Genomic DNA, 21,666 nt, shown 5'->3' on the forward strand with positions numbered 1-21,666 from the left:
TGGTGTCGCCGGTGATGGTGGCGTCCACCGGCTTTCCGACATCTGGTGTCGGCATCGCGGATGTAGCGAGCGGGTCGGTGGTCGACAGCGTCTGCGGGCGGGGTGGGTTGTACAGCACGACAGTGGGATCCGGGTCGCCGAAGGCGGCGCGGACCTCGCGGCGGATGGCCGCCGGATCGATGATGTTGACGTCCTGACCGTTGATGTTGTCGTAGCGAAGTACCGGAAGGGTGCGGAATTCGACGGCTGGGCTCTCGGCGGTGCCGAGGGTCCGCAAGAAGTCGGTGATGTTCCAGCCGTCGGACAGCACGATATTGCGGTGCGCGACATCCATCAGCGCGGATAGCTTGCCGACATCGGTGAACGTGCCCGCCTTGCGCAGATCGAGGGCCACCGACGTGAGAAATGCCTGCTGACGGTGGGTCCGGTCGAGGTCGCCGTTCTCCAGACCGTGGCGCTGCCGCACGAAGGCCAGCGACTGAGCCGGGTCGAGCCGCTGCCTGCCCGCGGGGAAATCGGCGCCGGAGTAGTAGCTGTCGTTCACCGGCTTGTTGAGACAGACCTCGACTCCGCCCAGCGCCTTGGCCAGGTCGTAGAAGCCCGCCAGCGTAACCTCGCCGAACCGATCGATCGGCACCCCGGTCAAGTCGCGCACCGCCTGCACGATCGACGCCCGGCCGGCCTCCCGCCCCGCACGCTCCAGCGCCTTGCCATCGGTCACGCCCTGATTGATCAATTGGTCCTGGACGGCGGCCTTCTTCAGCCCATACGCTTCTTTGATTTTCACGTTGGTGTAGCCAGGAATGCCGGACACCTTGACGTAGTCGTCGCGCGGAATCGACACCGCGACAATTCTTTTCATATCCGCAGGAATATGCACCAGGATCAACGTATTCGCGTTGTACCCGCCCTCTTCGCCATCCCCCGCGTGCAGCTGATCGAGGATCGCCTTGGGTAGATCATTCCCGTCCTGGTCCTTGCGAGTATCCAGCCCGATCAACAACACATTCACGTCGCCGGCCAGCGATCGGGGCGCGTCCACCCCCAACGCCGCCGACCTGGTGAACCCCTTGTCGAACCGCCCCGCCGTCGCCCACCCGAAAGCCGTCCCCGCCAAAACCACCGCCGATAATCCCCCGGCCACTACTTTCAGCACGGTGAGCCCCACCCGCCGTTCCGGCCGTCGATGCACACCGCCTCGCCGCCGTCGACCGTGCCAAGCACCGGTCCGCCGGGATTCATCGACCGGAAAGACCGGTGCAGTTCGCTCGTCCATAACCAAACCCAGTTTGGCACGATTTCAATAGCTAGCAATTCGCCGAATTCACGGAAAAACGCTGGCCAGGCTCCTGCGAGCACACTCGAGTCCGTTATCGAATACTCTGAGCAGACCTGTCAAGGCCGGACAAACCTCGCCTGACGTTGCGATCTATTGCAACAACCCGCTAAACCCAGAAACATTTGTGTCAGCACGCGCTGCGCAGTCCGGCTCATTGAGTTCTCCACCACATGTGTCTCAGCACACATTCAGCATCACCCCATGGCCCGTCCGCCATGCAGCCAAATGCCGCGGCCACACCATGATCAGCGCATCCTCCGTGGTCGCTCGCCCTTGCTGCCGAAGGCAGCCCGGTGAAACAGCGTGCGGCGATCCCATCCATTGCCGTCGCCGCGCGCCGCCGATCAGCCCGCGCACATTTCGTCGACACGCGCACAAGATTGCTGACAAATTCGCTTTGCAAGAGACTATTCCGTGCGCACCCCAGCCGCTGCCGCTTGCGGAGTGATCCAACACGAAAGTCGCGGTAAGCGCGATCTTGCTAGCCAATTCCTGTGCGGGCCCGCCATTTTCGTGTTTCGCGGGCGCCCGGTGGCGGCGTCAGCCCGCGGCGTGCAGGTCCAGGATTCGGGTGAGGGCGTGTTCCAGGGCGTAGTTGGCGTCGGCGGCGCCGCCCTTGACGTCGGCGTTCAGTGCGGCGACTACCTGGAGGGCGGAGCCGATGGTGGTTGGGGTCCAGCTGCGGGCCTGGGCTTGCGCCTTTTTGACCTTCCATGGCGGCATGCCGAGCTGCTGGGCGAGCTTGAACGGGTCGCCGCGGCCTGCGGAGCCGACGCGGGCGATGGTGTGCACGGAGTCGGCCAGGGCGTCGGCGAGCAGCACGTGCGGGACGCCGCGGTCGTTGGCCCAGCGCAGGGCCTCCATTGCGCCGGGACGGTCGCCCGCGACGGCGAGTTCGGCCACGTCGAAACCCGAGACCTCGGCTTTGCCCGAGTAGTAGCGGTGCACGGCGGCGACGTCGATCTTGCCGCCGGTGTCGGAGGCCAGCTGGGAACAGGCCGCGGCGAGCTCACGCAGGTCGGAACCGACGGACTCCAGCATCGCCTGGACGACGTCGCCCGCGACGCGCACTCCGGCGTTGCGGAATTCGCCGCGCACGAACTCCACGCGCTCGGCCGACTTGGTGATCTTGGCGCAGTCATGCACTACCGCACCGGCTTTCTGCAGCGCGGGCACCAATGCCTTGGCTCGTCCGCCGCCGGAATGCAGCACCACGAGCACCACGCCCTCTGGCGGATCACTCGCAGCGGCGGTGATCACGGCGACCGCGTCCTTGCCTGCCTCGGCCGCCGATTCCAGGATGATCACCCGGTCCTCGGCGAACAGCGATGGACTCAACAGTTCGGCCAGTTCCGCGGTGCTCGCGTCGCCTGCCCGCATCCGGTCGACCGGCACCGCTTCGGCATCGGGCGCGAGCGCACGCACCTGCGCGGTGACTTCCGCCACCGCACGCTCGACCAGCAGTTCCTCATCGCCCAGTGCCAGGTGCAGCGCGGGCCGCTCGGTCATGACGCCACCTCGCCGACGCTCGCCTCCGCGAGCGGCGAAGGCACGCCATGTCGATGGTCCACTCGCTCACGCTCGTTGGGCTCGGTCACGGCAGCGATCCTACGGTCCCCCACCGACAGACCCGCGCCGCAGGTTCCGCGTGTTCACCGAGCACCACGCAGAACCCGGCAACTCGCATCGACGATGCGCAAGGTCAGCTCGCGTCGAGTCGGTCGAAACGTTCTCCCACTCGCGTTCGCGGCAGCCACAGCAGCCGGTCCGCGAGCGCCACACCGAAGGGTGTTTCCACCGCCGTGCCGAGAGGCGTTGGTTTACGCGATGTGAATGCATCATCGGGAAGTCACCACGCGTAGCGATTGTTTATCGCCTAGCACCAGCACATCGCCGCGCTGGTCGGTGCGTGCCACGGTGCTGCCGAGGTCGGACAATACGGTGAGAACGCCGGCATTCGGATGTCCGAAGGTGTTCTCGGCACCGACGCTGACCACGGTCAGACGCGGATGTACGGCGGTGAGGAATTCCGTTGTCGTGGTGCGGGACCCGTGGTGTGGCAGCTTCAGCACGTCTGCCTGCAACGAAGCGCCGGACTGTAGTAACGCACGTTGCGCGGTGGCTTCGATGTCGCCGGTGAGCAGGATTCGTCCGGCAGGCGTCGTCGCGGCGAGCACGATCGAGCGATCGTTGGCTTCGTCGGCCTCGGCGCCGGGCGTCGGCCGCGGTCCGTCCACCTCCGGTGCGAGGACCGCCAATTTGACTGCGCCGAAGCGGAATACCTGTCCGGCCGACAGTTCCATCAGCGGAATCCCGGCCTCCCCGGTAACCGCCACGACCTTCGCCAATCCTTCCACTCGCGTGCCGTGCTGCGGTGCCGCGCCAGGCGGGTCGCTCGATGAGTGACCATCGACTGCAGGGCCGCAGTGATCGCCAGTCGGCTCGCACGAACTAGTGGCCGGCGGGCACTGCACCTCTACCGCACCGGCCGCGACACCCGATCTGTCACTCCCAGTATCACTCTCACCCTTTGCCGAATCACGCTGAGCCTCCGGCGATCCGCAGCGTGCTGACCCGTTCCCGAACTCACGACCTCCCACCGCGGCGGAATTTGGTTGCGCAGTCCGGACCGACCGCACCTCCTCGGCCACTGCCGTTCCATCGCCGCTCGGCGGCAAGCCCTCGAGCTCATGCAGGCCGACCGCCACCGCGGCCACGGCTCGTCCGTCCAGCGCGCCGCTGATGCCGCCGATATGGTCGGCGTGCGGATGGGTCAGCACCAGCAGCGCGACCCGCGAGATATGCAAGCGGTCCAAGCAGTTTCGGATCGGACGCGGCTCCGGTCCGACATCGATCACCACCGCTGTATCCGCACCTACCGACAAGGCGAGCCCGTCACCTTGCCCCACGTCGCAGACAGCGAGCACCCACCCTGCGGGCGGCCAGCCGGGATGCCAGATCCGCACCGGGATCGCTACCACCGCCACGCCGAACGCCACGGTCAGAATCACCCTTCGGATCGCGGCGAACCGCAACGCGAGGATGCCAACGGCGACTACCACGAGGGCGACCAGCCCACCCAGCATTCCGCCGGGCACCGCTACCGACGAGGCGGGCACGTCGGCCACGTGTTCGGCGACGAACAGCAACCACCACATCGGTGGTGCGGCACAACGTATTATCAACTCGGCCAACGGTATCCAGACGCTGGCCGACACCGCACCCGCCGCGCCGATCACCGTGATCGGTGCGATCACCGGCTCCACCAGAACGTTCGCGAAAACCGCGACCAGACTGAGCTTTCCGTCCAAGGCGACCACCAGCGGCGTGGTGACGACGAACGCACCGGATGCCACCGCGACGAGCTCAGCGGGCAGGTGCCGCCAACCCCGCGCCCGCAGCCAGTCCGCCCAACTCGGTGCCAGCAGGATCAATCCGGCGGTCGCACAGACCGATAGCGCGAAGCCGGCCGACACCGCAAGCGCGGGCCACACCGCGAGCAGGCCGATGATCGCCGCGCAGAGCGCGGGTAGCGCCTGTTTGCGACGCCCGGTCACCAAGGCCAGCAAGGTGATCGCGCCCATCGCGCCGGCACGCAACACACTCGGATCAGGCCGGGCGATGATCACAAACAGCACCAGCGCCGCCCCCGCGACCACCGCTGCGGCGCGCGGACCGAGCGTCAGCACCCGTACCGCCAACAGCACTGCCCCGAGCAAAATGGTGAAATTGGCGCCGCTGACCACGCAAAGGTGTGACAGACCCGCGATTTCGAACTCCTCGCGCAGGTCGTCGGGCAGCATGGAAGTGTCACCGTCCACCAGCGCGGGCAACAATCCGGCCGGTTCCGCGGGCAACGCCCGGGACGTCGCGGTCGCGAAATCCGTACGCACCGAACGAGCTACCCGTTGCCACCACGGCAATTTGCCCACCACCCGCGGTGATCCCTGCGCGAGCAGCATCGCCACCGTGAGATCGCGCCGCCCCGGTACATCCACCCGCGCCTGGAACTCGACCGCCTGCCCCGGCACCAACTCGGCCCACTCTTCGCCGGACGCCAGCACAACCACCGCCCCACCGGCACGCATCGTCGTCTCGCCGAGTCGATACTCGTCCAAGGTGCCCCGCACAATCCATCGACTACCGCCGAATGAGCTGCCACGCATCGGCTTCGGATCACCACTCGGCGTTACCACCACCCGCAGCGAGAAGCCCGCCGCCGCCCGCAACGGATGCGTCGCCACCCGATGCTCCCGCCACGCCGCGGCCGCCGCGAACCCGGCCGCCAACAACACCGCAGCCAACGCAACCACCGCGACAGCCCGCCGCCGCTCCGCCCGATGCGCCATCGCCCACATCAACAAAACCCACAACCCGATCGCCAACACCACCAACGCCCCCGCAAGCAACAACCCCGCCACCCAGCCAGCCGAAATCGCCACAATCGTTGCCGCCCAACAACACACCGCCGCGGGCAGCAACCGGGCATCCAGCACCTGGGCCTCGTCGTCAGCGTTATCACGCTCCTGATCAGCACCCCGACGACCCGGCCGACTCCGCTCCGGCACGTTCGAATTACCGTCGGGGCTGCGCTGCCCATCGCGAGGCCCGCCATCCCGGCCGCGCGCGGTCATGTCGCCACCACTTCGCCGAGATCCTTCGGGGCGAGCCAATTCCGCACCCGCCGAGTCGGCCGCTCCGCCGAGCTCATATCTTCACCAACTCGCGCAGGCGCGACAGGCGGGTGGGGCCGATGCCGTCGACTTGGCCGAGTTGGGTGACGTCGGTGAAGCGGCCGTGCGCGGTGCGCCAGGCGATGATGGCCTTCGCCATCACCGGGCCGATGCCGGGGAGGGCCTCGAGTTCGGATTCCGTCGCGGTGTTGAGGTCGACACGGCCGGAAGGGGTTGTCGGGTGGGCCGATCCGGACGGCGCGGCCGGGGTGCGGGCGCCCGCGTTGATGGTCGCGCTGCCGAGTTGTGGCGGGCCCGGGTTCGGTCCGGGTGGGCCGACGAGCACCTGGTCGCCGTCGACCAGCCGCTGCGCCAGATTGAGCCCGGCCAGATCCGCGCCGTCCTGCGCACCGCCAGCCGCGACCAACGCATCGGCAACGCGTGATCCGCCGGGCAGCCGCACCAAGCCGGTGCGGTGCACCAACCCGACCACGCTGATCACCAGTTCGCCGCCTGGTGCGGCGGGCACCGATGCGTCGCCGTGCGCTGCGGCCGTACCGCCTGCCTGAGGGGGTACCGCTGCGGCACCGGACAATGCGGCCGCGCTCGCCGGTTCCGTACCCGGCATCCGCGCGACGGCGGGAGCCGTAGTCGTCCGCACCGCGGCCAGCGGCGGCACGGGTCGAGCAACGGGTCGCTCCCGGAATATGACGACAGCGGCCACCACCATCGCCACCAGCCCGATCGCCAGGAGCGTGCACAGTCCCCGTCGGCCCGGATCGAGCCGCATCCCCCGAAACCGCTCCGGCACCAGCCGATCCCGCCACCCTCGGCCTTCGGCGGGCTCAGCCAACCATCCCGGCGAACGCACCTCTCCGATATCGTCGTCGCCGTCCTCGTCCTCGGACGGCAACTCCGCAAGATCCCACCGCCCCGCGCGCGGATCCGATTCCGCTTCGGCAATGGCCATGGACTCATTTCGAACTCGCAACCCAGTGCCATCGGACAGCACGAGGCCGTCTTCGGTGCCCGGCCCCGCCGATCGCCGACCGGTGCCATGCGCCAGGCCGATCGATGACCGTACTGACCGCTCTTTCAGCCGGTCACGTGCTAGTTCACGAAGCCCGCTCGAGCTCCGAGTAGCCGCTGGCAAGGCACTCGCCAGGTGGGCTCGGCGGCCGCCGAGGGGACGGGAGGCTTCGGCCGCGCCTGCGATCCCTGTCCGGCTGGCGCCGACGCGGGTGGTCAGTGCGCCGAGCCGTTGTTGCATCCGCTCGCGTTCGTCCTGTCGTGGCATGGCGGCGACGCTAGTTCCGGCGGGCGCCGAGAGACCGTGGCCGAGCAGGTAATTCGGCAGCCCTGTTGATAACTCCGGGGTGTGCACAACTCGCCGGTGCCGCGCGGATCGGTCGGTGGGCGTGGCGGACCGCGAAGTGTAAAACTGGGCGCGTGATCCGATTCCGTTTCGGCTTGACGCCACTGGACCGAGTCGGCCAGTGCGGAGATCAGTACCGGACTTTGCCCTGGTTCGCGCTCACCGAAGGCTGGTATTACATCGACGTCGGCGGGCATGACCTGCTGCGTGTTTCCGAACGCACGGCCGAGCTACTACGAACCCAGGCCGGACACCGTGCGGCTGCGCACGACTGCTACGTCGAGTACTACGTCGCCCGCCTCTGGGAGGACATGCTGACGTTGCTGCCCAGCGCGCTGGAGCCGGTGCCAAGCGACCTGATCGACTTCGCAGGCAGCGAATCCACGGGCTGGTCGTTGGCGGACACACGGGAGGTCGACGCCGCGTCGACCTGGTACGGCGACCGCACCCTCGACACCGGATACCTGTGGTTCGGCCCGCATGTGCGGTGCTGGCGCACAGTCGACGGCGGCGGCGATTCCGTCACCATCGCCTGGCACTACCCGCCGGATCCGGAGAGCGAGATCGAATTCACCGCGCCGCCGACCGGCCGGGTGAACGTGCCGACCGACGAATTCCGCACGGCCGTAATCGAATTCGATCGCACGCTACTGGCCGCGATGAACGAACGCCTGCGGGAATTCGAACTACTCGGTCCGCCCGCGGGTATCGAGATCGATCTGCCCTTGCTCCAGCAGGAGCAACAAGATCGAGCGAACTGGTTGGCACAGGCGCTGGAACGTCGACCGGACACCGACTGGGCTGCCGTCCGCATCGGCGCCCGCGCCCTCCGTCAATCCTCTCCCGCGGTTCGCTGACCGGCTGCCGCGCCGCCTGGCAGGACCAGGACGCCTACCGCGCCGACGCCGAGGTGAACGCCAAGGGCGGGACCGAATTCGGCGACGATCAGTTCGTGGATACCAGGGATCAGATCGCGGAGTTGAGTGGCGACGGTTTGCGCGGCCGCTTCGGCACCGAGGTGCTGAACGGCGACAGCGGTACCGTCTTCGCCCGCCGCATCAACCGCTGCCGCAACGAGTTTCGCGAACGCCTTGGAGCGGGTGCGCACCTTCTCCCTGAGTTCGAGGCGACCCTCGACGATCTGCAGCAAGGGTTTGGTCACCAGTTCGCTGCCGAAAAACGCAGCGGCGGAGCTCAGCCGGCCGCCGCGACGCAGTTGTTCGGTGCGGTTCACCAGAATGAACGTGCGCGCTCGGCTCGACGCGGCGACCGCGGTGTCGTAGACGACATCCAGCGACGCTCCGTCGCGTGCCCGGCGTGCCGCCGCCAGCACCGGCAGACCGGTGGCCAGACCCGCGCCGAGCGAATCGACGAGACGAACCCGGTCGGCGGCGTCCATGTCGCGGACGGCCTGCCTGCCCGCCTCCCAGGTGCCCGAGAGTTGGCGCGAAATATGCACCGCGACAACACCTTCGCCGCCGCTGAGCGCTAAGGCATGTTCGTAGACGGCGCGCAGCTCGCCCGGCGATGCGGCCGACGTGGTGACCGTGTCCGAGGCGTAGTCGATGTCGACGGGGTCGACGCCCTCGCGAATCGCGCGGTCACCGATCAGGACATGCAGTGGTACGACGGCGATATCGAGCTCGGCGGCGAGTTCGGCAGGGAGGCTGGCGGACGAATCTGTCACGACCACGACGGCCACGGACTACCGAACCTCCTGCAGGGTCTTCACCATCGCGTTGGCCACGGCGGTATGTCCGGCCCAGCCCCAGTGGATTCCGTCCGGGTTGGCCTCGCCGGAGAAGATGTTGTCGCGCACGGCTTCACTGAGATCGACCAGCGGCACCGAGGTGCGGGCCGACCACGCGCGCAACGCCCGCACCGCTCGCTCGCGGCCGGAATGCACGCGTCCGTAGGCGTCGCAGTTGTGCACCGACGGCAGCACCGCGACGAACGGCAGATCGGGACGCAAGTGCGCCAACGCTTCTCGCGATTGCTCCAGGTAATCCACGCTCACCTTCGGCGGAAGCGCTACGGGGCGACCGAGTTTCGACAGCTTGGGCTGCAGCCAGGTGTAGGTCGCTCGCACGCCGCGGCGGAGGACGGGCGGGCGAATGTAACGGATCAGCTCACGCAGCGCGGTCGGCAGCGGCGACGGCAGGGAATCCATGCCGCCGACGGCGAACACCACGGCACCGGCCCGCGGCACCGCCGCCCAGACCCGCGGATCACCGATCAACGCCCAGTACGCGTCCCGGCAGGTCCAGCCGATCCGCCCGACCACCTCGACATCCCAATCCAGCTCGGCCCCAACAAGGTTGGGCCAGATCCGCGGATGGTCAGCGGGCAGTCCGCCCTTGGGCCCGAAGTAGGACAACGAATCCGCGATCACCAGCAGCACGGGCCGTCCGGAAGTCGATGCTTGCTCCGAAACGCTGGAATCCGCCCGCACGGGCGACCGCACAGCTTCGACAGACTCGCCGCCGGCCTGTGAGGAGCCAACTCCGACAGCGGATTCGGCCGACTCGACGACCGGTTCATCAGACACGGAATCCGAGGCAGCCTGCACACCAGCGACAGCAACTGTGGCTGCGGATTCGGCAGCATCGACTCGGTCGTCAGCCGCGCCCGCCTCGGCGGCCGCTTCACCCTCGACCGCCCGCACCACGGATTCCCTAGCCACAGCGGAAGTTTCGCCAGGAGCCGCCCGATCAGGAGGCGGGTCAACCGAACTGGCGGGAGCGGAGCCCTCTGGTTCGGACGGCGCCTCCCCCTCGTCCGTGCCCGACTCGGCAGGTTCGGGCTCGACCACCGGAGGTGCCGGGGGCGGGCCGAACAGCGCGTCCGGGACAGAACGTTCCGGTTTGGCCGACGCCTTCCGGAACAGTTCATCCGGCACCTGCCGAATCGGATCTTCAGAGGACATCCGGGGCCACCTTCGCCGATGCGTTCCACACGTCAAGGCGCCAGCCGGGCTGGTCGATGCTCGGACCGTGACTGCTGAGCTGCACCCAGCTGGTGTTGGCCAGTCCGCCGAGGACGGGCCAGTTCGCTGGCGGCAGATCGAGCAGCGCGGCCGTGAGACCGGCGATCAGCCCGCCGTGCGCCACCAGGATGATAGTCCGGCCGGGCCAGTCCTGCCGGTCGACAAGAAGTTCCCGCACCACCGGCAGCGACCGCGCGCCGACCTCGAGTTTGCTCTCCCCGTTCGGCGGCCGGTAGGTGGCATCGAGCCGCCAGGCCTGGCGCGCACCGGGATAGTCGGCGTCGACCTCGAGGTGGGTCAGCCCCTCCCAGTCGCCGAGATCGGTTTCGCGCAGCCGCGGATCGGGCACCACATCGAGCGAGGTGTGCTCGGCAAGCGCGGAAGCGGTCTCGAAGGCACGGCGCAGATCCGACGAGATAATGGCGATCGCATTATGCGAAACCAGTTCGCGCGCTGCCTCTTTCGCCTGACGGCGGCCGAGTTCGGTGAGATCGGTGTCGATCTGGCCCTGCATCCGGTCGGCGGCATTCCATTCGGTCTGCCCGTGCCGCAACAGAATCAGGTTGCGCACGTGGGCGTACTTACTCACGGTCGCGCCTTTCTGACGCTCGACGCTGCCTTACCGATGACTCGCTCGTTCACTCGGTGTCGCTCTCCGCGTCACCGTTCACCGCCGCGGCCCGCGCGTCCGGTCCGCCGATGCCGTCCACCGGCACCACCGGGCAGTCCTTCCACAACCGTTCCAGCGCATAGAAATTGCGCTCGTCGTTGTGCTGGACGTGCACCACCACATCGACGTAGTCGAGCAGCGCCCAGCGGCCCTCACGGGTGCCCTCGCGCCGCACCGGCTTGTGCCCGGCCTCGCGCAGCTTGTCCTCGATGTTGTCGACGATGGCGTTCACCTGACGCTCGTTCGGCGCGGAGGCGATGACGAAGCAGTCGGTGATCACCAACTGCTCGGACACGTCGAGCACCACCACGTCGAGCGCCAACTTCTCGTCCGCCGCCCGTGCCGCGACCTGCGCGATCTCGACCGACTCCACAGAGGCGCTCATCGGCGCACCTCGATGCGGCCAACCATTGCCTGCCCCCCGCTACGCTCGCTCACTCAGCTACCTTCCGCTCCTGCGGGCACATAGAGGTGCCGCTTAGATATGTACTGCACAACGCCATCGGGGACGAGGTACCACACCGGCCGGTTCTCGGCGGCGCGGCGACGGCATTCGCTCGACGAGATCGCCAGCGCCGGGATTTCGACCATGGTCACCGCATCGGCCGGAAGATCGCGCAGATGCTCCTCGAGATGATCGGTATTCAGCTCGTACCCCGGACGGCTCACCCCGACAAACCTCGCCAGTTCGAACAGTTCGGCCCAATCCTGCCATGTCAGGATGTTGGCCAGCGCATCCGCTCCGGTGATGAAGTACAGCTCGGCATCCGGATGCCGGTCGCGCATCTCCCGCAGCGTGTCGACGGTGTAGGTGACCTTTTCCCGGTCGATGTCGGCCCGGCTGACCGAGAAACTCGGATTCGACGCGGTCGCGATGACGGTCATCAGGTATCGGTCCTCCGCCGAACTGACCTGTTTATCGGCCTTCTGCCAGGGCTGACCGGTGGGGACGAAGATCACTTCATCGAGCGCGAACCGATTCGCGACCTCGCTGGCGGCGACCAGGTGACCGTGGTGGATGGGGTCGAAGGTGCCGCCCATCACGCCCAGTTTGCGGCCGCGCCGACCTGTCTCTTGCATGAGTGCCGAGCTTAACTGGTCGAGTTCAGGCGGCCAGGGGCGGCAAGCCGAGTGTCACCTCGACTGCCGCGGACCGCCCCACCAGCGCCTGGTCCGCTATTCGCCCGCCAGCCCGTACCCATCTTCCGCGTCCAGCATCTCGCTCAGCTCCCTGCGAGTCTGGGCGAGTTCCTCGGCTATCGCGGCCGACGAGCCGTTATCCGCCAACTCGGCGATCAACGCCTGCATCGCACTCACCCACGGTCGGCCTGGCCCCTCGTCGGAGCCCCACAACTGCAGCCACGCCGCCGACCGCACACAGCGGGCGCGCGACACCACGTTGCCGAGATCGCCGAACAATTCGGCGGCTCGGTGATAAGCGGCCACCGCTGCCGCGTCCTGATCGCCGTAGCCGAGTGCGGTGGCTGCGGCCATGGCGAGATCGGCGTGTAGTTCACGTCGGTCGAGATCGTGCTCTACCAGTTGGGCTGCCAGCGCGAATTGCGGTGCGGCGTCCTGATATCGGTGCAGCGCGTTTAATGATTCGCCGAATTGGGCACGGACCGCGGCGAGTTCGGCGGGCGGATAGGGCACCTTGTCCGCCACCATCGCCTCCTCGAAGAGCGCGGCGGCCTCGCCGTGCCGTCGCGCGCGATGAAACGCTCGCGCGGCAATCACGGTGTGGTGCAGCAGATCCGGCTCGGACAACCCCTCCCACCGCGCGGCGGCACGTACCGCCGCATCGGCTAGGTCGAGCTCCCGATCCGGTTGTCCGGCGATCGCGATGACCAACTGCGAACTGAGCCGCGCCAGCTGTTCGGCGGGCAGGATTCCGGCACCGACCGACAACGCCTCCCGCAGCCTCGCCTCGGCATGCTCCGGCGCATCCGCCAGCCGGGCAGCGCCGAGCTCCGCCAGCCGCTGCACCTCGGCGATCCGGTCCGCGTCGGAGGCAACGCTCTCGGGCCACTCCTCAGGAAAGGTGGCCACCGTTCGTCCCACTGTGGCGGTGAGTACCGCACCGCGTGCGGTGGCGAGGAAACGAAGTCCACTGGCCGCGGAAGCCACGCCATCGCCCTCGGCTGCCGGAGCAGGACCACTAGCACGAGCTTCACCACTGGCGTCAGCGCCATTCGCTGAAGCAGTACCTCCGGTGGATGAGGCAGCGCCGGTGGGAGCAGAACCAGCCCCGGGAGCCGTATCGCCCTTAGGAACGGCAGCTGCCGCAGATGGTCCAACAGCACCCGCAGCCACGTCAGTGCCCGCGGGGACTCCATCGCTGGTTGCTACCCCTACACCGTTCGAAGCGGTGCTGGATGCCGAGATCTCACCGTCTGTGGCGGCACGGGCCGTATCCGCAGGAACGCAATCAACACCGGTGATCCCGGTGGCTTGCGGCAGTCTGCTGCGCAGACCGAGTGGAAGTCGTTCCACTAGAGGCTGTCTCGCCAATCGAGTCGCGACTTCAGTGCTCACCGCCACGTTCTCGTTGCGGATGTCGTATCGCGCGCACAGTCCCGCGATCTCCGTATCGAGCTCCGCCAGTAGCGAATCCACCGTCTCGCCCGCGACCTGCAGGTAGCCGAGGCCGAGGGTGACGAGCCTGCGAAGCAGCACGCATACGCCGGTGATGAACGCGAGGCGCGCGCCGACGTCGGCGCCGGGGTCGGTGAGCCAGCGGGCGTGTTCGGACAGGATCTCGAGCCCGCGTCCTTCGTTGCCGGTCAGCGCGCAGAACTCGATGTGCAGGGCGACCGACGGCCGCAAGCTTTCGCTGTGCCGCACCAGCGGGTACCCGGTCAGATGCGCGCCGCGAGCATCGGCCAATCGTCCGGTACGCAGCAACGGAAGCAGCGCCTGGGCCAGTACCCGATGCGGTTCTTCCGCGCAGGTGCGATCGCCGTCGATGACCACCTGCCAATGCGCGAGGGCATCCGTGTCATCCCCCAAAGCCGCTCTGCTGGCGCCCCATTCGTTGCGCTCACACGCCTCACAGTCGGACAGGCCGTCGCGCGGCGCACCGATGGCTTCCTCCTGCAGCCGCGCACCCTCCTCGACATCCCCCAGCTTCCGCGCCAGCTGGGCGCGCAGCGCCAGCACCGGCCGCAGGCTGTAACCGCGCTGGCGGTAACGGGTTTCGAGCTCGTCGAACCAGCGGTACACGGTCGGCAGTGGTATCGCGGGGTTGTCGATGAGCCCCCAGGTCATCCACTTGAGGTACCAGTGCAGCGAATGCGTGAGCGGGCCGAGTTCGGCGGGGAACTCGTCATAGATCCGCAACAGCCTGCCGTAGGCGACCGGCGCCAGGTCGCGTTCACCCGCGTAGGTGTAGGACTCGGCGAGTTCCAGCAGCACGCGTCCTTCCAGATTCCGGTTCGGGCCCGACTTCGCCGCCGCCGCAAGCATTTCCAACCGCTCGACGCGTAGTCGGCCGTGCGGCAACGAGTAGACCTGTGCCAGCGCATGATCGATCTCGACGGGGTCCACGTCTCACTCCGTCTCTTCGCCGGTGCCCGCGGCACGTTGCGTTGCCCAGCTGAGGAATTCGCCGAACGCGCGGTTGAGCAGCGCCGTGTCGGTCGCCCGCAGCGGACGGTGGGTCATCAGCAGCGCCTGCCCGTACAGCGATTCCACCGCGGTCTTCAGGAAGGCTGGGTCGTTGATGCGGGTCAGCCTGCGGACGACCGGACTGTGCTGGTTCAGCACTAGCTGAGCGCGCGGCGCGGCGGCGTCCAGCGCGCCGAGGATCTCGCTCCATAGTTCGTTCGCGCCGAGCGCGGTCTCCGCCCTGGTGCGTTCATTGCGCGCGCCGCGTCCTTCGAGGTACAGCGCGGGAACCGAAACCGGGTGGAAGGCACGCACGATCACGTCGCAGGACAGCGGATCCAGGACGGCGCGGGCAATGGAAAGGACCGGGGTCAATGCCAGTTCCTCGGCCGGATCGACCGGGTCGAGTGCTGCCGTGATGGCGTCGGTGTCGAGGTCGATCACCTCGACGCCGGGTAGCAGCTGCGGCAGCAGGGTGGCAAGTTCTCGGTCGTAGGCGTAGCCGCCGTTGACGATCCCGATTCCCTGCGCCGCCGCGGTGGACGCCACCTGACGGAACTCCTCCACCGTCGCGGTCACCCGGATGACCGGGTGTTTTCGCGCGAATTCGGTCAGCGGGACGCGCCCGTCGGTGGTCTCGAACGTCAAGTGCGGCAGCATGATCCGGAACAGCTCCGGCGAATGCCTGGCCATCGCCTTGACGCCGAGCGCGTGCACCGCGAGGAACGCGGCCAGCCGCTGCGGCTGCTCGGCCGCGATCTCGGTGAGCCAGTCGCGCACCCGGTCGCCGAGCACCTCGCGGACGATGGCGAGCCGTTCGTCCTCGTAGAGCCCCTCGCGAGACGCGGTCGGCCGCAACGAGTCGGTGTCGATCACGCACCGCACGAAGAAGGCCCAGTCCGGCAGCAGTCCGCGCACCGCGTCGCCGAGCAGCATGCCCTTCAGATACACCCGGTGCGCGCTGCTCTCGGCCGGATTGCCCGGCTGCGCAAGCACATACGCGACGCCGCTGACGCCGGCCAGTTCCGCGTCCAGGTCGATGACGTCGAGTGGATCGAATCCGAGTGTACGCTCACCGAATTCGAGCAGTGCCTCGCGCCGCTCCATGGCGGACGGGTAGTGCCGATGCCACACGGCCGGGCCGTCGGTGACCGGCACGATGATGCCGTCGGACTCGACCGTCACCGCATATGGCAGCAAGGAACCGTATTCACGGGCGAGTTCGATCACCCGGCGCGGCGCGAACCACGACTCGGCGCCGGTGCGCGGCGTCAGGTGCACCGTGGTTCCCGGCTCCGGATACTCCACCGGCTCCAGCAGTCGTACCGAGTAGGTGCCGTCCGCCGCGGCCAGCCATTCGACCGGCGCGGCCGCGGGATTGTCGGCGGACCGAGTGACCACGCGGATCTTCTCGGCCACGGTGAAGCAGGCGAGCAGTCCGATGCCGAACTGCCCGAGGAACTCTCGCCGCGCGCCTTCGATGTCGTCGCGCTTCGACGATCGGCCGATGGTCGCCAGGAAGCGGTGCACGTCCGCCTCGGTCAGGCCGACCCCGGGGTCGGCGATCCGCAAGCCGGTCGCGTCGACGCTGATCCGGATCGCGGTTGGCGCCAAACGGTCACGCTGGGCACGCGCGGTGACGGCGTCCACCGCGTTCTGCAATAACTCGCGCAGGTACACCCGAGGGCTGGAATACAGGTGGTGAGAGAGTAAGTCGACGATCCCCCGCAGATCCACCTGAAACGTATAGCTGTCTTGCACCGCCGCCACACCATTGGGCGTTCGCTCCACCATGGTGCGCAATCCTTGCCGCACGCCCCAATGGTTCGCTTAACAATCGCTGATGACGCCGATCAGACCTGCGGCCGCTTGGACTTCGGCAGCCTGCTGACCACCGCCGCATAGGATTGATCGATCAATTCGCGCACCTCGTCGTCCGGTATCGCGCCGTTGAGCTTGACGCCGTTCCAGCCATACCGCCCGATGTACGCCGAGGCCGTCACATCGTTCGGATACACCCGGATCAGCTCGTCGGCCTCCTCCCGGGTGCGCCCGCATTTGAGCCCGACCGAGGTCTCCCCGAGGAATGCGAAAATCTTGTCGCCGACCTTCGCGACTACATCGCCTTCCCACGGTTCGTCCTGCCAGGCACCGGGTTTCGCGAGGCAGTACTTCAGCAGCTGCTTGCCATTCATGTCTATTCCTCACACGGGCAGCAGCATCGACACCACTGCCGTCAGTTGGCTGGCCGAGCGGCATTCGTGCATCTCGATCACCTGCCGGTACTTGTCGGCGGCGGAATCGCCCGAGCCCCAGTTGGTTTGCATCTCCGGATTGAGCCAGTGCGCGTGCTTGGCGGTCCGCACCAGCGACCGCAAAGTCGCCAATTCCGGGTCACGATAGTTGGTGCGCGCGTCGCCGAGGATCAGCAGCGAGCTGCGCGCGGTGACGGCATCCGGGAAGTCCCTGGCGAATCCGGCCAGCGCGTTGCCGTAGTCGGAGTGCCCGTCCATCCCGACGACGCGCGCCTCGGTGAAGATCCGGTTCATCGCATTGTCCAGCTGGGTGCGCGGATCGAAGAACTGGGTGACCTCATCGGTCTGATCGACGAACGCGAAAATCCTTACCCGCGAGAACTGTTCGCGCAACGCGCTGACCAGCAGCAAGGTGAAGTTGCTGAACCCGGCCACCGAGCCGGACACGTCGCACAGCAGCACCAGCTCCGGCCGACCCGGCCGCGGCTTGCGGTTCACCAGGTCGATGGGCACGCCGCCGGTCGACATCGATTTACGCAGCGTCTTGCGCAGGTCGATCTCACCGCGGCGCGAATGCCTGCGCCGCACCGCGAGTCGCGAGGCCAGAATGCGCGCGAGTCGCTGGGTGCTGCGCCGCATCTCGATCAGCTCCGATTCCGAAGCACGCAGGAAGTCGACGTCCTCGGATTGCCGCGGCACGCCGTAACTGGCGACCCGTTCCTTGCCGATCCGCTCGGCCACCCGCCGGCGGGTCTCCGCTTCGACCGACGCGCGGAACGCGTCGATGCGACCGCGCGCGGCCCGCCGGGCGATCTCGGTGTCGAACGCGCTGGTGTCCGGCCCGGCCGCCAGTCCGGCCAGGATCTTGGCCAGCAACGTTTGCGGCTGAACATCTTTCAACGCCTGATAGGCCGAGAACGACGACCCACTCGCGGATTGATACTGACCGAGCTGCTCGACCAGCTGAGCGGCCAGCGCGTCCAGCCGGGCATCGCCCGCTTCCTGGGTCAGCAGCTCGGCGAGCAGTTCCCGCAGTGCCGCGATGTCCACCTCGCCCGTCGGCGTCCGTGGAATCTCGACCTCATCGCGAGCACCGCTTCGTTCCCCGATCGCGATCGGAAACCACAGATCGAAGAGCCGATCGAAGGTCGCACGATGGGTGGTCCGGCGCAACAGTGAACAGGCCAGACCCTCGCGCAGCACGTCCCGGTCGAGCAGATCGAGCACGGTCACCACCCGGCCCGCGTCCACGGTTTCCGAGGGACCCACCGGGATGCCGCGCTCGCGCAGCGCTTCGACGAACCCGACGAGATGACCGGGCAGACCGTGCGGCGCGGTCATTTCCGCATCCGGCGCGGGCTGCGATCGCGCTGCCACGGCTCAGGCCAGCTTCAGCTCGGCCAGCGCACGCTGGTGATCGCTCTGATGCTTGAGCACGACACCGAGCGTGGCCCGCACCGCGGAATCGTCCAGGTCGTGCATGCCGAGCGCGAGCAGCGTGCGACCCCAATCGATCGACTCGGCCACCGAGGGCAGCTTCTTCAGCTGCATGCCGCGCAGCACGTGCACGATCCGCACCAGCTGAGCGGCGACCGCGGCGGACAGTTCGGGCACCCGGCTGGCCAGGATGCGGCGCTCCAGCTCCTCGTCCGGGAAGTCCAGGTGCAGGTAGAGGCAGCGGCGCTTGAGCGCCTCGGACAGTTCGCGGGTGGCGTTGGAGGTCAGCACCACGAACGGCTTACGGGTGGCGACGATGGTGCCCAGTTCGGGAACGGTCACCGCGAAATCGCTGAGTACCTCGAGCAGCAGGCCCTCGATCTCGACGTCGGCCTTGTCGGTCTCGTCGATCAGCAGCACCGTCGGATCGCTGCGCCGGATCGCGGTGAGCAGCGGGCGCGACAGCAGGAATTCCTCGGTGAAGACGTCAGCTTTTGTTTCTTCCCAATCGTTTTCGCTGGACGCCTGAATGCGCAGGATCTGCTTGGCGTGATTCCACTCGTAGAGCGCGCGGGCCTCGTCGACGCCCTCGTAGCACTGCAGGCGGACCAGTTCGGCGCCGGAGGTCTGCGCGACCGCCCTGGCCAGCTCGGTCTTGCCGACACCGGCCGGACCCTCGATGAGCAGCGGCTTGCCGAGCCGGTCGGCCAGGAACACCGAGGTGGCGGTGGCCTTGTCGGCGAGATAGCCGGTGGTCGCCAGCTGATCGATCACATCGTCGACCGAGGCGAAGATCGGCTCCTGGGTCGTCTCGGGGGTGGGGGCCACGTGCAGTCCTTCCTTGGCAACGAGCGCCGCTCGCTCCCTATTACCTATACCGGCCGGATCTGGCCGTCGCCCCACACGATCCACTTGGTGGAGGTCAGCTCCGGTAGCGCCATGGGTCCGCGGGCGTGCAGCTTCTGAGTGGAGATGCCGATCTCGGCGCCGAAGCCGAATTGCTCACCGTCGGTGAACGCGGTTGAAGCATTCACCATGACGGCCGCGGCGTCGACTCGGCTGGTGAATTCGCGGGCCGCGGCCAGCTCACCGGTGACGATGGCCTCGGTGTGCCCGGTGCCCCAGGTGTTGATGTGCTCGATGGCCGCGTCGAGGCCGTCGACCACCTTGAGCGCGATATCGAGGGTGAGGTACTCCTCGCCCCAGTCCTTGTCGTTCGCGGGTACCAGGCCGGGCAGGTCGCCGTGCACGGTGACGCCGTGCCGTTCCAGCGCCTCGATCAGCTTGGGCACCGCGACGGTGGCGATCGCGTCGTCGATGAGCACCGTCTCGGCGGCATTGCAGACGCTGGGACGGCGGGTCTTGGCGTTGAGCAGGATCTGCTCGGCCATGTCCAGGTCGGCCGCCGCGTGCACATAGACGTGGCAGTTGCCGGTGCCGGTCTCGATGGTCGGCACGGTGGCGTCGCGGACCACGGCACTGATCAGGCCCGCACCGCCGCGCGGGATGACCACGTCGACCAGGCCGCGGGCCTGGATCAGGTGGGTGACGCTCGACCGGTCGGCGCTGGGCAGCAACTGGACCGCGTCGGCCGGAAGTCCCTGGGCGGCAAGGGATTCCCGCAGCACGGCGACCAGCGCGGCATTGGAGTGCGACGCCGAGGAGGAACCGCGAAGCAGCACGGCGTTACCGGACTTGAGGGCGAGCCCGAACGCGTCGACGGTGACGTTCGGCCTTGCCTCGTAGACCATGCCGAGCACGCCGAGCGGTACCCGGACCTGGCGGGTTTCCAGGCCGTTCGGCAGCACCGAGCCGCGCACGATCTCGCCGATCGGATCGGGCAGCCCGGCCACCTGGCGCAGGCCGGAGGCGATGCCGTCGATCCGCGATTTGGTGAGCCGCAGCCGGTCGATCAGCGATTCCTCGACGTCGGCGGACTGCGCCGCGAGCACGTCCTCGGCATTGGCGTCGAGTACCGCGTCGGCCGCGGCGAGCAGCGCGTCGGCCGCGGCATGCAGCGCCTCGTTCTTCTGCGCCGTGGTCAGCTGCGCCAGCACACGCGACGCGACCCGAGCCTTGCGGGCGGCATCGTGCACCAGCTCGCGGACATCCGGCTCGGTCGTCGTTCCTACCGTCATGGGTACAGCCTACTGACCCGGTCCAAGGCATAATCCAGCACCGCACATCGCCCGCCGTCCGGTTCGTGGTCACATATTCAGGTGATGGAATTGGGTCTGCTCGGGGTCGTGGCCTTCGTCCTGATCGTCGTGCTCGCCAGTGTCCTCGTGGTCGCCGTGAAGTCCGGTTCCCGGCCCGCGCCACCGCCGGTCCCGGGTCCGGGTTGGTATCCCGACCCGGCAGATCCGAACCTCGTCCGCTGGTTCGACGGGCAGCAGTGGACACCGCAGACGCAGCGGCGCCTCTACTAGCCTTGGACGGCATGGCCGAAAAGACGGACGTTCCCTCGATCGCGGTGCTCGGCAGTATCAACATGGATCTGGTGACGACCACCGATCGGCGGCCGGTACCCGGTGAGACGGTGCTCGGTACCGGGTTCGCGATGGTGCCCGGCGGGAAGGGCTCGAATCAGGCGATCGCCGCCCAGCGGGCCGGTGGTGCGGTGCGGTTTCTCGGGGCGGTCGGCGATGACGTGTTCGCGGCCGAATTGCGGCGTGCGCTGACCGATTCGGGGGTGAATGTCGAGCGGCTGCGAACGGTGGACGGGCCGAGCGGGGTCGCCGCGATCGTGGTGGACGGTGGCGGCGAGAACAGCATCATCGTGGTCGGCGGGGCGAACGCTCGGATGACCGAGCTCACCGAGGCGGACCTCGACGCCATCGCCGCCGCCGATATTCTGCTGTGCCAGTTGGAGATTCCGATCGACACGGTGCTGGCCGGGGCACGGCACGCGCGCGCCAATGGCACCACGGTGCTGCTCAATCCCTCCCCCACCCAGCAGCTACCCGCCGACCTGTGGGCGAATGTCGATGTGGCGGTGGTGAATTCGGGCGAGGCCGATCAGCTCGGGGCCGCCCTCGATCCGGTCGCCCACGTGGTCGTCACCCGCGGCGCGGATGGCGCTACCTATCGCGGGCCAGGGGGCAAACGGCTGTCCCAGCCGAGCCCCGAGGTCGACGTCATCGATACCACCGGTGCGGGCGATACCTTCACCGGCGCACTGGCTGCCGCCTGGCGCCATGGCCCCGAACACGCCTTGAGCTGGGCAGGCACCGCGGGCGCACTGGCCACCACCAAGCTCGGCGCGAGCACCTCGATCCCCACCGAGGACGAGATCCGCGCCGCCCTCCCGGAGAACTAGCGATCG

The 21,666-nt window shown here is 67.9% G+C and carries 17 protein-coding genes and 1 pseudogene; 3 read left to right on the forward strand and 15 right to left on the reverse strand.

Features of this window, described 5'->3' with window-relative positions; all coding sequences use genetic code 11:
• Positions 1-43: 43 nt before the first annotated feature.
• The 4 genes and pseudogenes from ACIA8C_RS33095 to ACIA8C_RS33110 form a co-directional block, all read right to left on the reverse strand.
• Positions 44-1,276, reverse strand: a pseudogene (locus ACIA8C_RS33095) (LCP family protein); the annotation flags it as partial.
• Positions 1,277-1,879: 603 nt separating this feature from the next.
• Positions 1,880-2,848 (reverse strand): DNA polymerase III subunit delta, encoded by a 969-nt coding sequence (gene holA, locus ACIA8C_RS33100; protein ID WP_397141534.1) that lies wholly within the window; start codon positions 2,846-2,848, stop codon positions 1,880-1,882.
• 329 nt (positions 2,849-3,177) lie between these two features.
• Positions 3,178-5,835 carry a ComEC/Rec2 family competence protein gene (locus ACIA8C_RS33105; RefSeq protein WP_397141536.1) on the reverse strand — a complete coding sequence of 886 codons (2,658 nt, stop codon included), beginning with the start codon at positions 5,833-5,835 and terminating at the stop codon, positions 3,178-3,180.
• Positions 5,836-6,046: 211 nt separating this feature from the next.
• Positions 6,047-6,982 (reverse strand): helix-hairpin-helix domain-containing protein, encoded by a 936-nt coding sequence (locus tag ACIA8C_RS33110; protein WP_397141538.1) that lies wholly within the window; start codon positions 6,980-6,982, stop codon positions 6,047-6,049.
• A gap of 479 nt (positions 6,983-7,461) precedes the next feature.
• Between ACIA8C_RS33110 and ACIA8C_RS33115 the strand changes: the two genes are divergently transcribed.
• Positions 7,462-8,244 carry a DUF5984 family protein gene (locus ACIA8C_RS33115; protein WP_397141540.1) on the forward strand — a complete coding sequence of 261 codons (783 nt, stop codon included), beginning with the start codon at positions 7,462-7,464 and terminating at the stop codon, positions 8,242-8,244.
• Here the strand turns inward: ACIA8C_RS33115 and ACIA8C_RS33120 are convergent.
• The 11 genes from ACIA8C_RS33120 to ACIA8C_RS33170 form a co-directional block, all read right to left on the reverse strand.
• Complete coding sequence (locus ACIA8C_RS33120) at positions 8,220-9,089, reverse strand: DegV family protein (protein WP_397141542.1); 870 nt, start codon at positions 9,087-9,089, stop codon at positions 8,220-8,222. The two genes, ACIA8C_RS33115 and ACIA8C_RS33120, sit on opposite strands and share 25 nt — an antisense overlap.
• A gap of 3 nt (positions 9,090-9,092) precedes the next feature.
• The gene (gene octT / locus ACIA8C_RS33125) at positions 9,093-9,839 is read right to left on the reverse strand and encodes a diglucosylglycerate octanoyltransferase (protein ID WP_397141711.1); all 747 of its coding nucleotides are present in this window, start codon (positions 9,837-9,839) and stop codon (positions 9,093-9,095) included.
• Between the two features lie 463 nt (positions 9,840-10,302).
• Positions 10,303-10,962 carry a histidine phosphatase family protein gene (locus ACIA8C_RS33130; protein WP_396989268.1) on the reverse strand — a complete coding sequence of 220 codons (660 nt, stop codon included), beginning with the start codon at positions 10,960-10,962 and terminating at the stop codon, positions 10,303-10,305.
• 49 nt (positions 10,963-11,011) lie between these two features.
• Positions 11,012-11,428 (reverse strand): ribosome silencing factor, encoded by a 417-nt coding sequence (gene rsfS / locus ACIA8C_RS33135; RefSeq protein ID WP_396967624.1) that lies wholly within the window; start codon positions 11,426-11,428, stop codon positions 11,012-11,014.
• A gap of 53 nt (positions 11,429-11,481) precedes the next feature.
• Positions 11,482-12,123, reverse strand: a complete 642-nt coding sequence (nadD, locus tag ACIA8C_RS33140) for a nicotinate-nucleotide adenylyltransferase (protein ID WP_397141544.1) — start codon at positions 12,121-12,123, stop codon at positions 11,482-11,484.
• Positions 12,124-12,219: 96 nt separating this feature from the next.
• The gene (locus ACIA8C_RS33145) at positions 12,220-14,589 is read right to left on the reverse strand and encodes a hypothetical protein (RefSeq protein ID WP_397141546.1); all 2,370 of its coding nucleotides are present in this window, start codon (positions 14,587-14,589) and stop codon (positions 12,220-12,222) included.
• Positions 14,590-14,592: 3 nt separating this feature from the next.
• Positions 14,593-16,443 (reverse strand): HSP90 family protein, encoded by a 1,851-nt coding sequence (locus ACIA8C_RS33150; protein ID WP_397141548.1) that lies wholly within the window; start codon positions 16,441-16,443, stop codon positions 14,593-14,595.
• A 59-nt stretch (positions 16,444-16,502) separates the two neighbouring features.
• A complete protein-coding gene (locus ACIA8C_RS33155; RefSeq protein ID WP_397141550.1) occupies positions 16,503-16,844 on the reverse strand; it encodes an MmcQ/YjbR family DNA-binding protein in 342 nt (113 codons plus the stop codon).
• A 9-nt stretch (positions 16,845-16,853) separates the two neighbouring features.
• Positions 16,854-18,245, reverse strand: a complete 1,392-nt coding sequence (locus ACIA8C_RS33160; protein WP_397141713.1) for a VWA domain-containing protein — start codon at positions 18,243-18,245, stop codon at positions 16,854-16,856.
• Between the two features lie 39 nt (positions 18,246-18,284).
• Positions 18,285-19,169, reverse strand: coding sequence for an AAA family ATPase (locus ACIA8C_RS33165; RefSeq protein WP_397141552.1), 885 nt, complete (start codon positions 19,167-19,169; stop codon positions 18,285-18,287).
• Positions 19,170-19,213: 44 nt separating this feature from the next.
• Entirely contained in the window at positions 19,214-20,479 is a 1,266-nt protein-coding gene (locus tag ACIA8C_RS33170) for a glutamate-5-semialdehyde dehydrogenase (RefSeq protein ID WP_397141554.1), read from the reverse strand.
• Between the two features lie 84 nt (positions 20,480-20,563).
• Here ACIA8C_RS33170 and ACIA8C_RS33175 point away from each other — a divergent pair, with 84 nt between their 5' ends.
• A complete protein-coding gene (locus ACIA8C_RS33175) occupies positions 20,564-20,770 on the forward strand; it encodes a DUF2510 domain-containing protein (protein WP_397141556.1) in 207 nt (68 codons plus the stop codon).
• Between the two features lie 11 nt (positions 20,771-20,781).
• A complete protein-coding gene (locus ACIA8C_RS33180) occupies positions 20,782-21,660 on the forward strand; it encodes a ribokinase (protein ID WP_397141558.1) in 879 nt (292 codons plus the stop codon).
• The last annotated feature ends 6 nt before the right edge of the window (positions 21,661-21,666 follow it).

It is taken from the genome of Nocardia sp. NPDC051321 (genome assembly GCF_044455225.1).
Taxonomy (GTDB): Bacteria; Actinomycetota; Actinomycetes; order Mycobacteriales; family Mycobacteriaceae; genus Nocardia.